Origin of the sequence: Saccharibacillus kuerlensis DSM 22868 (assembly GCF_000378145.1) — a bacterium.
GTDB classification, from domain to species: domain Bacteria; phylum Bacillota; class Bacilli; order Paenibacillales; family Paenibacillaceae; genus Saccharibacillus; species Saccharibacillus kuerlensis.
This window is the reverse complement of record NZ_KB899280.1, coordinates 216,728-231,510: the sequence shown is the minus strand read 5'-3', so window position 1 is coordinate 231,510 and position 14,783 is coordinate 216,728. Positions and strand designations below refer to the sequence as shown.

The 14,783-nt window shown below is 49.5% G+C and carries 13 protein-coding genes and 1 pseudogene; 13 read left to right on the top strand and 1 reads right to left on the bottom strand.

Annotation, left to right across the window (positions count from 1 at the left end; all coding sequences use genetic code 11):
* Positions 1–26 precede the first annotated feature (26 nt).
* A complete protein-coding gene (locus F456_RS0107180; protein WP_018976330.1) occupies positions 27–1,118 on the top strand; it encodes a hypothetical protein in 1,092 nt (363 codons plus the stop codon).
* A 162-nt stretch (positions 1,119–1,280) separates the two neighbouring features.
* Here the strand turns inward: F456_RS0107180 and F456_RS0107175 are convergent, their stop codons facing one another.
* The gene (locus tag F456_RS0107175) at positions 1,281–2,210 is read right to left on the bottom strand and encodes an L-lactate dehydrogenase (protein WP_018976329.1); all 930 of its coding nucleotides are present in this window, start codon (positions 2,208–2,210) and stop codon (positions 1,281–1,283) included.
* Positions 2,211–2,416: 206 nt separating this feature from the next.
* Here F456_RS0107175 and F456_RS0107170 point away from each other — a divergent pair, with 206 nt between their 5' ends.
* From F456_RS0107170 to F456_RS0107115, 12 genes and pseudogenes are all read left to right on the top strand, one after another.
* Positions 2,417–2,785, top strand: coding sequence for a CidA/LrgA family protein (locus F456_RS0107170; protein WP_051086713.1), 369 nt, complete (start codon positions 2,417–2,419; stop codon positions 2,783–2,785).
* A pseudogene (locus tag F456_RS22005) lies at positions 2,766–3,457 on the top strand (LrgB family protein). The gene F456_RS0107170 and the pseudogene F456_RS22005 overlap by 20 nt, the downstream one beginning before the upstream one ends.
* 163 nt (positions 3,458–3,620) lie before the next feature.
* Entirely contained in the window at positions 3,621–4,907 is a 1,287-nt protein-coding gene (locus F456_RS22000; protein ID WP_018976327.1) for a WD40/YVTN/BNR-like repeat-containing protein, read from the top strand.
* Positions 4,908–5,064: 157 nt separating this feature from the next.
* Positions 5,065–5,247 carry a hypothetical protein gene (locus F456_RS0107155; protein WP_018976326.1) on the top strand — a complete coding sequence of 61 codons (183 nt, stop codon included), beginning with the start codon at positions 5,065–5,067 and terminating at the stop codon, positions 5,245–5,247.
* Between the two features lie 217 nt (positions 5,248–5,464).
* Complete coding sequence (locus F456_RS0107150; protein WP_018976325.1) at positions 5,465–6,211, top strand: SDR family NAD(P)-dependent oxidoreductase; 747 nt, start codon at positions 5,465–5,467, stop codon at positions 6,209–6,211.
* A 267-nt stretch (positions 6,212–6,478) separates the two neighbouring features.
* Positions 6,479–6,889 (top strand): spore coat protein GerQ, encoded by a 411-nt coding sequence (locus tag F456_RS0107145; RefSeq protein WP_018976324.1) that lies wholly within the window; start codon positions 6,479–6,481, stop codon positions 6,887–6,889.
* Positions 6,890–7,411: 522 nt separating this feature from the next.
* On the top strand, positions 7,412–8,872 hold the full coding sequence (locus F456_RS23505) for a DUF6892 domain-containing protein (RefSeq protein WP_018976323.1): 1,461 nt from the start codon (positions 7,412–7,414) through the stop codon (positions 8,870–8,872).
* 47 nt (positions 8,873–8,919) lie between these two features.
* Positions 8,920–9,750, top strand: coding sequence for a class I SAM-dependent methyltransferase (locus F456_RS0107135; protein ID WP_018976322.1), 831 nt, complete (start codon positions 8,920–8,922; stop codon positions 9,748–9,750).
* 337 nt (positions 9,751–10,087) lie between these two features.
* On the top strand, positions 10,088–11,515 hold the full coding sequence (locus F456_RS0107130; RefSeq protein WP_169577834.1) for a hemolysin family protein: 1,428 nt from the start codon (positions 10,088–10,090) through the stop codon (positions 11,513–11,515).
* A 478-nt stretch (positions 11,516–11,993) separates the two neighbouring features.
* Positions 11,994–12,503, top strand: coding sequence for a PH domain-containing protein (locus F456_RS0107125; RefSeq protein WP_018976320.1), 510 nt, complete (start codon positions 11,994–11,996; stop codon positions 12,501–12,503).
* A complete protein-coding gene (locus F456_RS0107120; protein ID WP_018976319.1) occupies positions 12,500–14,122 on the top strand; it encodes a PH domain-containing protein in 1,623 nt (540 codons plus the stop codon). The genes F456_RS0107125 and F456_RS0107120 overlap by 4 nt, the downstream gene beginning before the upstream one ends.
* A gap of 92 nt (positions 14,123–14,214) precedes the next feature.
* Complete coding sequence (locus tag F456_RS0107115; protein ID WP_018976318.1) at positions 14,215–14,769, top strand: hypothetical protein; 555 nt, start codon at positions 14,215–14,217, stop codon at positions 14,767–14,769.
* Positions 14,770–14,783 lie beyond the last annotated feature (14 nt).

Genomic DNA, 14,783 nt, shown 5'->3' with positions numbered 1-14,783 from the left:
TTTATCGATAGGCACAAGGGGTGAGAATGGTGACGAAACGCGGCAGTCGCGATAAACTCACGGGAATCCGCAGTGAATTGTCCGGCGGTGCACGCTTTCTATCTGATGCGGAGAGCGCGCATTATGCCTGCACAGCGCAGGAGCATATCGCGCATATCCGACCGGACATCGATCCGGCTGAACTGCTGCCGATCCGGGCAGTGGAACTTGATAATGACGAAAAGCTTCTGGAATACGGCCGTCATTACGGTGATATCCCGATGTACCGGGGACCGCACCTTTTTGTACGGATGAATTCTTCCGGAGAACTGCTCGATCTTCAAACGGACTGGGCGCCATGTCGATTTGAATTGGGCGTGGGCAGCAGCCCGCCGGAGGCCATTCGCCCGCCGACGGATTCTTCCTGTTTACGTGGTACCTATGCCTTGGATGTGTCGGCAGAGCTTCCGTTTTATTTCTTTCCGCCGCGCGTCTACGACAAGTTAGGACATCCTATTCACCGGGAGCAGAAGCTCGGACCTTGGGAGTGGATCGACTTACGTGGTGCAGCGCCTGCAAAACGAGGCGCTTCCGATCCGATTCGTCCGCTGCGGGGACATCTTCCGGCGGCCGATACCCGAAAGCCGGAACCTCTTAACCGCGATGAACTGCGCAAAGCCCGGTCCGCGGTGCTCGATTATCTGGTCCGGAACAATCGTCCGAGCACTTACCGCTGGGCATTTCTGGCAGGCAGGGAACGTTCGTCGTTCAGTGCATCGAGCGGGGGATTTGTACATGTCAGAGTCTATCGAACGGTACACGGTCTGCCCGTACTTGGCGCTTGTCTCGATCTGTATGTCGAACGTCAAAGCGGCCGGTTGGCAGCTGTTTCCGATGAACTGCATTTTCGCCGAATGAACCCCAATCATTTTGCACAGGCTCTACTGCCTCCAAAGCTGTCTCAAACGGAAGCCTGGGAAAAGCTGCATAGCAAGATCAAAGTACTTCCTTTCCATCTGTTAAACGACAGCGACTCGGAGGGGATTGGACAGGTTTCGCTCGTCTGGATTGAAGAAAGCGGATTTGTCTGCGACTCTTCTTCGGGTAGTTTGGTACAGGCGGAGATTGTGAGGCTGTAAAATGACAGTCAAAATGGTGTGGATTCAAGATCGTGCAGGTCGAAGCGGCTGATAAGCAGGATTTCAAAAACCCCCGAACTCTTTGTGAGAGTTCGGGGGTTTTTCCGTATGAGGTATAGATTCGCGAATCTATTTGTAAGAGGTCTACTACTTTACTGAGGTCTACAAATTTACTTTTGAGATTTCCGATTTGAGTTTGTTGGCCGAAGCGTTCAGCAGCTCCAGCTCTTTGTCGTTCATTGGAATTTCGAGATGCTCGCGTACGCCGGTGCTGTCGACGACACACGGCAGACCGAGGTAGACGTCGGAGATGCCGTGGTAGTTGTCCAACAGTGTGGACACGTTCAGTACGGAGCTTTCGTTCTGAAGAATCGCAGTTACGATTCGATCCAGCGCCAATGCGATGGCGTAATATGTCGAGCCCTTGGCGTTGATAATCGCATAAGCCGCATTCTTCGTGTTGTCGAAGATCTCTTCCTGATCGCTTTCCGGCAGATCCAGAGCCGCTCCGGCTACATTTGCCATACTCCATACCGGCAGTTCGGAATCGCCGTGTTCGCCAATAATATGGGCATGAATACTGCGCGGATCCAAATTTTTATGCTTGCCGATCAGATAGCGGAAGCGGGCGCTGTCGAGCAGGGTACCGGATCCGATAACCCGATGAGCCGGCCAACCGCTTTTTTTGTACGAAACATAAGAGAGGATATCGACCGGATTGGTTGCGACCAAAATAATACCGTTGTCGTTATATTTTACAATGTTGCCGATAATCTGGTCGAAAATACCTGCGTTCCGATTGAGCAGATCGATACGTGTTTCCCCCGGGCGCTGTGCAGCTCCGGCTGCAATAATGATAACCGCCGCATCTTTGCAATCCTCATAATCGCCGGCCCATACTTTGACTCCGCCTACGAACGGAAGTCCGTGGTTCATATCCAGTGCCTGTCCAAGTGCGAGTTCTTTGTTGACATCGATCAATACGAGTTCGGTCATACGCTGCCTAAGCAGCAGAGTATAAGCAGTTGTTGCTCCTACGTCACCCGTGCCAATGACAACGACACGGCGGGAACGCGTAGAAGAAGTAGTCATATCCAATTCACTCCATTTCTTGGTCTTGTGGGATAGGGCGGAAAATAGATCCTCTTAACTTTTAACCAGTCTACACATAAGAAAGCAGACTGTCACAAAAAAGCCCTTGAAACCTTTACGCGGATAATGTCGGGTTTTGTTATAATAAAAAAATGTGTGAATAAAGTGCAGTGCTAATCTTGATATAGAAATGGGGTTGAATGATTATGCGTGGATTTGCGATCCTGCTGGGATTTAGCTTGGCCGGCGTGCTGATTCACGACGCGTTCCATCTTCCACTGCCGGGCAACGTTATAGGCCTTCTGCTGTTTTTGTTTGCGTTGTTCAGCAAGATTGTGAAGTTGGAGTGGGTGGAGCAATCCGCGAATCTGCTTACAAGTCATCTGCTGCTCTTTTTTATCCCGTATGTAATCGGAGCGGCTGCCCTGATTCCGCATCTTGGTAACAATGCTACGGCGATCGCAGTCAGTGTGATTGGCAGTACGCTTGCCGTATTGTGGGTAACAGGGACGGTAGCGAAAATGACGGCTCCTAAGGAAGGAGGAGAGCAGACGGATGAACGCCTTTCTGCCTGACCCTTTGTTCGGGCTTACTCTAACGGTCGGAGCGTATGCGATCGCCAGAGGTATTCATACCCGTGTTCGTTGGCTGCATCCGATTCTGAGCAGCAGTGCTATTATCCTTATTGTACTGGCCCTGCTTCAGTTCCCTGTTGCAGATTTCCAAGGAGAAGTTAGTCTGCTGACCACGCTGCTTGCACCGGCTACAGTCGCGCTCGGAGTACCCATTTACAAACATCGCGGGCTGATTCGAAAGCGTATGCTTTCAATCTTCACTTCGGTGCTGGCGGGGGCGGTGACCGGTATTTTCAGTGCTGGAGCGCTTGTCTATCTCATGCGAGGTTCTCACGAGGTGCTTCTTAGCATTTTGCCCAGTCGGTCAGTTCGCCAATCGGAATCGAAATCTCGCGTTCACTGGGCGGAACTCCGGAACTGTCGGTCATGTTCAGCGTAGTAACCGGCGTATTTGGAGGCGTACTTGGTCCGATCTTGCTCCACAAGACCGGACTTAAGGATCCTGTCTCATTCGGATTAGCAATGGGCAGTGCCGCTCACGGCTTCGGTACAGCGCGCAGTCTGCAGGAGTCGCAGATCGCGGGCAGTTTTAGCGCACTGGCTATGGGATTATCCGGTATCGTCACTTCGATGCTGTTTATCCCTATTTATTTTTGGCTGGGACAGAGCTGAGAGGCGCTTGAGACGATACAGGCCATTTATGCTATAATAACGAAGAAATTTGCGCTCCAAGGCGGCATCAACAAATTCAGAATGGCATCCGCTTATCGGATAACCTTTCTATATGAATACACGCCTTAAGCAAAATGATATCGGAACAAAGGGGGCTGCTGCAGTGCGGATCGGGCGGAGAGTGCTGCTGCCCCTGCTTGCCATGCTGATCGTGCTGGCCGGATGCAATGGCGATTCTTCCGTGGAGGAGCAAGTTTCCGAATCGGTAGTGCCAAGCAGTACGGAAACAGACGACGGAGGCCAGACCATTACGCTCGTCGAGCCCGAGCAGGGCAGCACTACAAATGAACATGAAGAATATGTGGTACAAACACGGTTGACTCAGATCCATTTGTTTGACAATTTGACAGGAATGGCTTGGGGATTAACCCGCAGCGCGCTGCGAATGTATCTGACAGAGAACAATGGCAAGAACTGGACACCGCTGTCTCCTTCGGAACAGGTCGCTTTTTCGACAGTCCCAGAGTATTCAAAAGATATTTTCTTTACCGATCCTTCTCACGGCTGGGTCGTCCGCAGTTCCGGAAGCTCGGAAGAAACGCTGGTTCTGCGAACGACTGATGGAGGAAGCAATTGGGCGCTTGCCACACTGGGGCGGACAGAAGAGGTGCCTGCATCCATTTATTTTGTCGATAATCAGAGAGGGTGGCTGATGACGACAAGAACATCGGAATCCGCGGGACGCGAGGACAAGACGCTGTACCGAACCGCCGACGGCGGAGAGAGCTGGACTACGATCATGCGTACTTCGAACGCTGCGCAGCCGAACGGCTCGTCAAATCCGCTGCCGGAGATCGGCTACCTGTCAGGGATGAAGTTCGATTCTTCCAGCAGCGGGTATGTGACCATGTTGGAGCTTGGACGTCCCGCACTGTACCGAACTACGGATGGCGGACGCAATTGGAGCAAGTCTTCTTCTTTCTTTGCGGGCGACAATCCGATTGGAATGTGTGACTCTTACGTAAGCGGAAAACCTCAGACTCACAAGAACGGATCGGGCTCCTGGGTATCGGTCGGCTGCAAGCAGCGTGATACCGTGAAGTATAGCGGTTACTTCACGAATAACGGCGGAGCTGGATGGAAATACGTTCCGTTTGCACTGCCTTCCCAGGAAGCGCTCAACCTGCAGATCGCCCCTACATTTCTTGATCGGATGAACGGATGGATGCCTAGAAGTTCACGCTTCTACCGCACATCAGACGGCGGGAAGACTTGGGATCCGCTGCCGGAAAGCAAAAAACTTCGGGAGAACATGGAGAAGTATCCGGAAATTTTCCAAGTAGAATTCATTTCGGAGCAAGTAGGGTGGATTCTAATCGGTAAAACGGAGCTTAGGCGTTCACTGCTGCTTCAAACACTCGACGGCGGTGTAACCTGGCATGTCATCTAAGGTTAGGTTCTTTTCAGATCAAGCGCTCTTGAAAAAGAGCGCTTTTTTGATTTCTTTTTAATTAATATAAAAAATGTCACATACACAGTTAGGAGAATCTGTTATTTTTTAAATATAAAAAAGAATTAGCATTTACCCCCATAGAGGAGTGATCCATATGACAACTGCAGCTGATCAAATGACTCGCAACTATCTGAACCTCTGCTATAACTGCCAGGATGCTTACTTATGTGAAACAGAAGAACAATGTCTGGCCTGCTGGAGTGAACAGGGCTTGTTGGATGAAGCAGCTCCAGCAGAAGCGGAAACAAGCAAACTGCTGAACCTTTACTATGCCTGACTGGTCGATAGCTGTTTCAAACCTTAGCATTGAGCATATCAGATAAAGTGAATTAATTCACAATAGATGATTCGATAAATGACTATTAGTTAACGTCTTTCGCCCTTATTTCCGCGAAGGACTTTTTGCTTTGTAAGGAATAGAGGATCAATACCGCGTTTTCTTCGGCAGGGCCTTTGGTTAATACAATGATGAAAAGGGAAGGGAGCCAAAAAACATGGACTATGAATCGTTGAGCGTGATTGTCACTGGTGCTGCCCAAGGAATCGGACGTTCCGTAGCCAAAAGCTATGCCGAACAAGGAGCACGTGTAGTGATTGCAGATAAGCAGGAAACAGAAGGTGCTGCGACCGCAGCCGAAATCCGCAATTCCGGAGGTGAAGCAATCTTCGTTCCGTGTGACGTTTCGAAGGAAGCCGACATTACACAATTGATGCGTGAGACTATCGAAGAATTCGGACAAATCGACATTCTGATCAATAACGCCGGATTCGGTATTTGGAAATCCCCTTATGAGCTGAGCGTCAAGGAATGGGACGACGTGCTGAATACGAATGTTCGCGGCACTTTTCTTGCAACAAGAGAGGCTGCTCTTCATATGCGCAAACACGGCAAAGGTTCGATTGTCAATCTCTGCTCCACGCGCGCCCACATGTCTGAACCGAACTTCGAAGCTTACGCGGCATCCAAGGGAGCTATTCTTGCACTAACGCATTCGCTCGCTATTTCACTCGGCGGAGACGGAATCCGCGTGAACTGCATTAGTCCTGGCTGGATTGAGACAAGTAAGTATGATCAGCTGCGGGAAGAAGATCATAAGCAGCATCCAAGTAGAAGAGTGGGAACCCCTGAAGACGTAGCTCGAGCCTGCCTGTATATGACTCATCCCGACAACACTTTCCTAACAGGTTCAGAACTGGTACTCGATGGCGGAATGACACGAAAAATGATTTATGCGGAATAGCGGAATACAGTACAACAGGAAATCAACGGTCGATGTATCAAACATCGACTTTTTTCTGTGCTTAAATCTAATTTATTTATTTTTTGTCATGTATCATATAAAAATAAGGTTTGGAACATGTTGTTACGGGTAATAAAAAGGATATAAAGCACTGAATCCGACAAATTCGCTATTCTACCTTCTCCAAGTTGCATATACGGACGGCCGGACGTGAACTCGGTATGATGCATTCGCGGACATCCGCGCAAATTACGAGGAGGGATTAATATGGAATACTTATATTCCCCAGTAACTTATCGGATCAGCAGCGGCTTGAACGGACTGACAGGCAGAAGTGGTGCAGGATTTCGGAATCAGATTGCAAGATCGGGATCGCCTATGATTGATGCATCCATTCCTCAAACCAATTACGAGCAGCCGAACGTGATTTCCACCTTACAAAACAATTTGGGACGCACCGGTATTTTCTATATTGTTCCTGGGATGAATATAGCCTTGGGAGTAAATTCAATTTCGATCGAAGGATGTCTGGAAGCTGCGGGAAGAGACCATGTTGTTCTTGGATGCGGTTTTGGACAGCATACGGTTATTCCGCTGAATTGTATCGATTACGTGGTGTTTAACGACACAACAGGATATTATTATTCGGGCAATGAAGCGTTCTTCGCAGGACAGTAATCGTTATTCTGGCATTTGAATCAATTGGCAGCCTCTGCGTTGGCCCATTGCCCCTTTTTAACAAAGGAGACTCTAAGCAATCATGAATACTTGGAAGTGAAAGACCCTTCAGCCGCTGGATGGTAGAAGGGTCTTTTGGTTTTCTATTATTTTAAGTTTATGAATTTGCGCAACCAACCGACCAATCTGCGCGTTTATACAAAGGGGTAGAAACGGACCAAGCCAGAGAGTAGAGCTAAATTCGTATAGTAAGCAGCAGATCTTTAGCCTTATCTTTATCCACTATACATATTTCACTATTTTTTTCTCTTATAGGCCAAAAGACCCTAAGAGGGATTGGGCTGATTATCGCTAAAACGAAGAAAAATGCTGTAATAGCGCTTGAAATCGCCATATTTTACGTATTTATCTATTAAAAATTCAGGAAATTCAAAAATGGACTGGTATATGGAGGGAATGAAATGATACTATAGTAGGAAATGAGTTGTTGAGAAATGGACATATGTGCAGGGAGGAAATACGATGACCAAGCTCCAAGCCCTACTTCGGGCTAACCCCAACGAAGAGCCTTCGGAAATCGCACACAAATTGTTGACCCGGCTGCAGGGCTTTGTTCCCGATCCAGAAGGGCGTGCGCTGATCGAAGCTTCTTTCGATTGGGTGAGCGATTTCGAGCTTGAAGAAGAGCTTCAGAGGCGCGTGGACGAACAGATCAACGAGGCTTGGTCGGTATTCGTTCTGCTAACCGTCGAGGGACGCGCCTGGTTTTACGATGCGATACTGAATGCCCTGGAAAAAGAATCTTTTTCTTATGGAGAATCAGCACGGAAAACCGCCAAATTGACAGAGCTGTTCGCAATGCGTAAGGCATCGCTGGAGAGCTCTTATGCCCTTCGTGAAGAACTTCGGGTCAGCCATTCGAGAATATTGAATTTGCTGACGGAATGGATTGCGAAGGGGACGGAGATGCAGCGGCAAAATCCGGCTTTTGCCGGACTTTCGCATGCTGCCGCTTCACTATTCGGTATTTATTTCAATCATCCTCATTACATGGATGACGATGACCTTCGGTCCGAAGCGGCACTGCTGCTGCCCCAACTGATTCGAACTTTTTATCCGGCATGCAACCATATTCATATCTATATGCTTGGCTACCATAACAATTATGACGCCGAGATTGCCAGAATGATCGATTTCTATATCAGACTGGATCAACCGGTGGAAGAGAAGGGCAAAGCGTACTATAGTTTGGCTTCCTCTTTTATGGGAGAAAATTCGCCTGTATTGGAACGCGGTATAGAGCCGGTGCTCGATGAACTTGCGCCGCGAATAGAGACTTGGTCCGATGAGCAGTTCGATGAATTTATTGATACGTTCGTTTTCTGTCCTCTGCTGCGTCAGCCTTTATTTCAAATTGCCCGTTCCAAAGACCGGCAGCTGGTGTTAGAGTTAATTATTGCGCAGAACAGGAAGACAGAACAGTCGACCAAAGTATCGGATCATCTGAACAAGGCTCTGGTTATCGTTGCGCAGATCGAAGCCGACAGTATGCCGCAGGGAGAAGGCGGCGTGAAGTTCGCGGACTTCAACTTCAAGCTGGCTGTTATCGAGGAACTTATGTACAAGCAGAATGTGCTGAAGCCCCGATTTGACGTAGTCGCCTTTGCGCAGGAATATGCACTTCGCGAGATCTCAATTGCCGAAGAAGGGGATCGTCCGATTCCCGAAGTGCGAGAGTATTTTGAACGGCTCGTACTGACCGAGCAGGATCTGGCTCATGTAACCAAGCTTGTTATCGGCAGCGGTCAGCAGGCGCAGCTTCAGATTGTCCCATTCTGGAACGGAGAGGGCAGCTGCTTCGATGTGCATACGCTGGAAGATCTGCGTCATCTGCCGAACCTACGGGTCCTTCAGATCGTTAAGCTGCTCAAAGCTGACCTTTCGCCTGCGCTTGAAAGGGACATTATTTTGGTTCAAGATTAAGGCTATGGTCGTCAAGTGGGATCAAAGCCGCGGAAAGGACGTATCTGATGAACAAAGAAAACGAAGCGGGAGCCGAACCCGGCATCGTAGAAACTGCAGCAGCGGAAGTATCCCATCCCTTCAATGAGGAAGCTTGGAATCGGGAAACTTACGACGCTTGGATACAGCGGTTCGGAAATCCGGCGGAAGCGGCGGCGAGAATTGGTAAACAGCCGCTTAAGTCACTGTCTGTGCTGGGTGAAGCAATTGGCAGCCCGGAAGGCAAACGAATCATGAATTTGATGGGCTCAAACGGCAGCAAAGCGGTCGCGCTTGCGCTGCTTGGTGCGTCCGTCACTGTAGTGGATTTCTCTCCGGGAAACCGCAGATATGCGCTGGAGTTGGCGGAAGCCGCAGGTGTACCGCTCGACTATATTGTTTCCGACGTGCTGAAACTTGAGACGGAATCGTTGGCCGGACAATTTGATGTCGTGTTCGCCGAGATGGGCATTTTGCATTATTTTGTCGATCTTGCGCCATTTATGCAGTTGGCCCGAACGCTGCTTGCACCGAACGGCCGATTCGTACTGCGAGATTTTCATCCGGTGTCGACCAAGTTGATCTCTTCCCGGGGGACAACAGCCAAAATTCGCAAACACAAAGTCGACGGCGACTACTTCGATACTTCGCTGGAGGAACAGGAAGCTTCCTTCGCCAAATATGCGGAAGGCGAGCCGCCGAAGGTGCTGCTGCGTAAATGGAATATCGGAGAGATTGTGACGGCAGCTGCACAATCAGGGCTGACGATTTGCAGTTTGACAGAGGAACCAAACCTGTCCGGCGACAGCTTCGATCGGGGAATTCCCAAAACTTTCACCTTGATTTCACAAAAAAATTAGGAGAAAAGGCGTAAAACCCTGCAGGAAGCCGTGCGGAATCGTCAGCTGGACGAACTGATCCAAAAACCTCCCCTAAACCGCCTAAGAGGCGATTTTAGGGCTTTTTTGGTGTCTCTTTCCTATTTTGCTGCGCATAAGTAAGAATTATAATAAGAATTGTAGCTTAAACAGAAACGGAGTGAATGAAATTGGGAAGTTGCTAGCTCCAGTTATAAGACTGGTTAAGAAAGAAGGCTGTATGTCGGTTGTCCAACATTATCTATCGAAACGAAGGAGGTGGACCCGTTTTCCGGTAGTGCATCGCTTGACTTAAGCGTCACGGAAGACGGGATTTATATTGACTAGTGACCCCTTGCCCGGTTTGTTGAGTATTTTTTTGGTTGTGCTGCTTGTCGGTTTAAACGGATTTTTTGTAGCGGCAGAGTTTGCGATGGTGCGGATTCGGGAGAGCCGGATCGCAACAATGGCGGACGCGGGAAGTAAACGTGCCGGATTTGCCAGAAGCATGGTGAACAATTTGGATGCCTATCTTTCCGCGTGTCAGCTTGGTATTACGCTGGCTTCACTTGGACTCGGTTGGATCGGGGAACCGGCAGTTGCGTCGTTCCTGCGTCCTCTGTTCCACAGTATGGGCTGGACCAACGAGGTTGCGATTCACGGTACAGCCGTAGCGATCGCGTTCCTACTGATCACAGTGCTGCATATCGTCATCGGGGAACTTGCTCCGAAATCGATGGCTATTCGCAAACCGGAATCAGTTGTTATGGTAGCGGCCGCACCTATGGTCTTCTTCTACAAAATGATGTATCCGTTTATCTGGGCATTGAATGGAATGGCGAACGGGCTGCTCCGTATGCTGAAGATTGAACCGGCGTCCGAGCTTGATGCGGCGCATACCGAAGAAGAAATCCGAATACTGGTGAAGGAAAGCAATAAGAACGGGCTTATTGATAACACAGAGATGGCGCTGGTCGACAATATTTTCGAATTTGCCGACACGACGGCGCGAGAAGTAATGATTCCGCGGACAGAAATGATCTGTTTGTACACGAACCTGTCACGTGAAGAGAATCTGGAAGTTGCCTATGAAGGCATGCGGACGCGTTATCCGGTCTGCGAACAGGACAAGGACCATATTATCGGATTTATTCATATCAAAGATCTGATGCGCTCGCCGGACGCCGATTATGACAGTCTGATCCGTCCAATTATCGCGGTACCGGAATCGATTCGCATCAGTGAGCTGATGAAGTTGATGCAGCGAAGTCGGACGCAGATTGCCATGCTTGTCGACGAATACGGCGGTACTGCGGGCTTAGTGACACTGGAAGATATTATGGAAGAGATTGTCGGAGAGATCCAGGACGAGTTCGACGAAGAAGAACGACCGGAATTGGAACAAGCCGGAGAGTTCAGTTATTCGATCGATGGTATGATGCTGATCGAAGACGTCAACGATCAATTCGGTTTCCAATTAGATTCCGACGATTACGATACGATCGGCGGATGGCTGTACACCCGAATCGATAATCTTCCTCCTCAAAAAGGACAGTCGGCGGATTACGAGGGCTGCACATTTATTGTCGATGAGACGGAGCAGAAGCGAATCTCACGCGTTCGTATTCTGAAGCCTCTTCCCGAAGGGGAGCAGCTGCAGGACATGTATCCGGCAGCTGCCGATTCTAAAGCCCAGACGCAGATGGAACAATTCGAATCGGAACCCAGTATCGCCATTTCCGGTGAACGTACCAAAGAGGGCGCATAAGCCGGAGAATTTCAGCAGCGCAGCTTGAACCGAATAAATAACGGGCAGTAGGCGGAGTATTCTTCTCCTTCAGTCCATTGAACGAAGAGGCCGCCGGATAGATTCCGGCGGCCTCTTCGTGTCGAGAAAGTCCGCCTCAAAGAAAAGCGAAGGAGCGGAGGGAGGAATTCAGAGAAGGAACGATAGTGTTCGCCTTTGAAATCGAGAAAATCCCATAAAATTTGATCTCTTTTCTCGATTTCAACACGCGACCGGAACGAATTTCTCCCGTAGCTTTGGAGCTTTTCGAACGAATAGGACTTTCTCGACAGCCTGAGACCGCCGGATAGATTCCGGCGGTCTTTTATTCGTCCTACAGAGGAACCGATCGATCCCATCTGCGTATTGAACAGAACAAACAAGGCGGATTTTCGAAGACAGCCTGCTCATTGACTTCGAATCCAAATATCGATACGCTTGAAATCATGGAGGGGAAAATATGGAATTTACCGAAACGAACGAATCAAGGAAGGAAGACCGATTCAGACGGCTGCATCCTGACTGGATCGCAGCATCTCGTCTCGGGAGCGCCTATTTCTACGCAATTCCACTGCTAATATCGGCTGCGCTGACCGTATTTGCCGCCATGCGAGATTGGAATTGGCTTCCGTTGTGGGCGGGATCCCTTGTTACGATCGGTTTTGCATTGTTGTTCGTATTTGCTGTATTTCGCATTCCGGTTATCCTGTATAATCGCTTTGGCTTTGCTGTCTTTGAAGAGGAAGTGGAGATTCGCAAAGGATTGTTCTTCATTACGGAAACCTTGATCCCAATGACCAAGGTTCAGCATGTAGAACTGGAAAGCGGACCTATTCTGCGAAAATACAAGCTGGCCGAACTAAAGATCGTAACAGCTGCGACCACTCACAGAATTGCTGGACTTAAAACAGAAGAAGCGGAAAGTCTTAAGCAAACAATCGGAGAACTGGCACGGAGGACGGAAGAATGAACGGACCTAAGAGAATGTCACCGCTGTATATCGTTTTTTCGATGCTCAAGATGGTACGAACCTTCATTCCGCTTATTATTCTATTCGGCGTACAGATCATTGCCAAAGGAGAATTTCCTCCCACAATTTATTGGATACTGGGAGGAGCTTTGTTTCTGATTCTGCTGTCGGGCGCAGCGGAAATTGTGGGTTGGCGGCGCTTCACTTATGAAGAAGAAAGTGACAGAATTACGATTCGCCGCGGACTGATCCAGCGTAAGGAAAAGATCATCTATTATTCTCGTATCCATTCTGTCAGTCAAGAACAGCCGCTGATTCAGCGCCTGCTTGGCGTCGTACAGATCAAGATCGAGACGCCGGGCGGCTCAGGTGAAGGAGACGCTGTCCTTCCTGTACTGGCAAGCCGCGAAGCAGAGCGCCTGCAGCGTCTGTTGAACGAGCGTTCGGCGCGGGGACCAGAAGTAGGAGAGACGGGCGCTGCACAGCAGCTGTCCACAGTGCCTTCGGAATATTCTGCCGGAGAAAAGCTGCAATCTGGCGAGTCGGTTGGCCCCGCTGAACCGCATGCTTCAGCGAAGCAGGCACTTCCTGCGGAGGGCGGAACCGCAGCGCAAGCTTCAGCTGCAGCCGAGCGGCCGCCAATAAGGGAGCCAGAGCTTCTCTATCGGCTCGGACCTGGTCGTCTGCTGCTGGCAGCATTGACCGAATTGAATTTCGGTCTTGCCGCGGCTTTTGTTGCAGGGATCTTCTCTTTTGCAGACGATCTGCTTCCCGATGCGTGGATGAATCGTCTCGTAACGAACGCTCAGGTTTATTTAACGGGCATCAAAGCGCTTCTGCTGATTGGGGCAGTCGCCCTGCTGGCCGCATGGCTGTTGTCGCTTGTGCTGTTTATCATCAAATTTGCCGGCTTCTCACTGTATCGTGAAGGGGAGAGGCTTTCGATCCGTTATGGACTGCTCGAACGGAAGCAGTTCCTGTTCAATCCGGCACGTGTACAGGCAGTTACGATTCGGGAAGGCTGGCTTCGGCAGGCGCTGGGTTACGCGCATGTTGAAGTTAACGTTGTTTCGTCGTCGTCGGAAAAAGAAACACCGGCGCTGCATCCTTTTATTCCGCGTTCCGAGATTCCCAACCTGTTGGAACACACAATACCTCAGTTCGTTTTTACCGGTGTGGAATTCCGACCTCCTCGACGCGCGCTGTTTGCATATGTTAGAGTCAGCCTGATTCTGACGATCATCTTGGCAGCGGTACTGATCTATTTCTTTCCGCAGACGGGTTTGTGGTCATTGCTTCTTATTCCGATTACTGTTGGACTGGATTACTGGAGTTTTCGAACGAGCGGAGCGGCCTTGGAGAACGATCGGCTTACGATTGTTAACCGCGGAATCGCCAAGCAAACGCACTGCACATTAAAGCGGCATATTGTGGCTCTACAAGCAGGGGGAAGCCGATGGCAGCGAGAGGGCGAAATGCTGAATCTCAGAGCTCACTTGATGGGTGGATCCGGTGGTTCTTTGATTCGCATATCTCGACTGCAAAAAAGCGATGTTGAACGAATTTATGAGTGGTATCGCCGTGAAAGAAAAGATGAAGATACTGCAAAATTAAAATAAGTTCATAAAAAATGGAGAAAACAGGAACCTTTTTGGTTCCTGTTTCGTTATATAGCTGTGCGATTCATATACATAATCAAAGGGGAATGAGCATGAGTGAAAATAATTTGTTTTTTAAATGGTTCGCAATTCCCGCAGCGACAATTATTATAGCTTCCATATTCTCGCCCGGAAAGAGTACTCTGGCTTCCGAAGCGAACGGAGTCACTCAACTTCCGTCTCTGCAGATTACCGACCCGCCTTTTGTTGGAATACCGATGGCTTCAGGAGCGTTGACTTCGCCTCCGCCTATACCGCCTGCCCAGTATTATGCTCGGGACCTGGCCAATAACAAATACTTAAAAGACATTTCCAGCAATATCGCAGCTCTGGGCAATTCTTCGATTTACATTACCGCTTATTCGTCTGGCTCTCCTGAAGCTGGTCAGATGGGCGTGACCGTAACTATACAGCGCTGGACAGGCAGCAGCTGGGTTGATCTGAGCTCCAGGACGACGAACGGCTCTGTCTCGACCACAAGCAGTGTGAGCTTTAGCAAGGCCATTACGAAAGGCTATTATTACCGGGTGAAAACGGAACATTGGGCAAGCGGAGCAGAAAATCGGGAAAGCAGAACATTATTCAGCGATACGACACTGGCCAATTAAGTCTTTGTCTACTT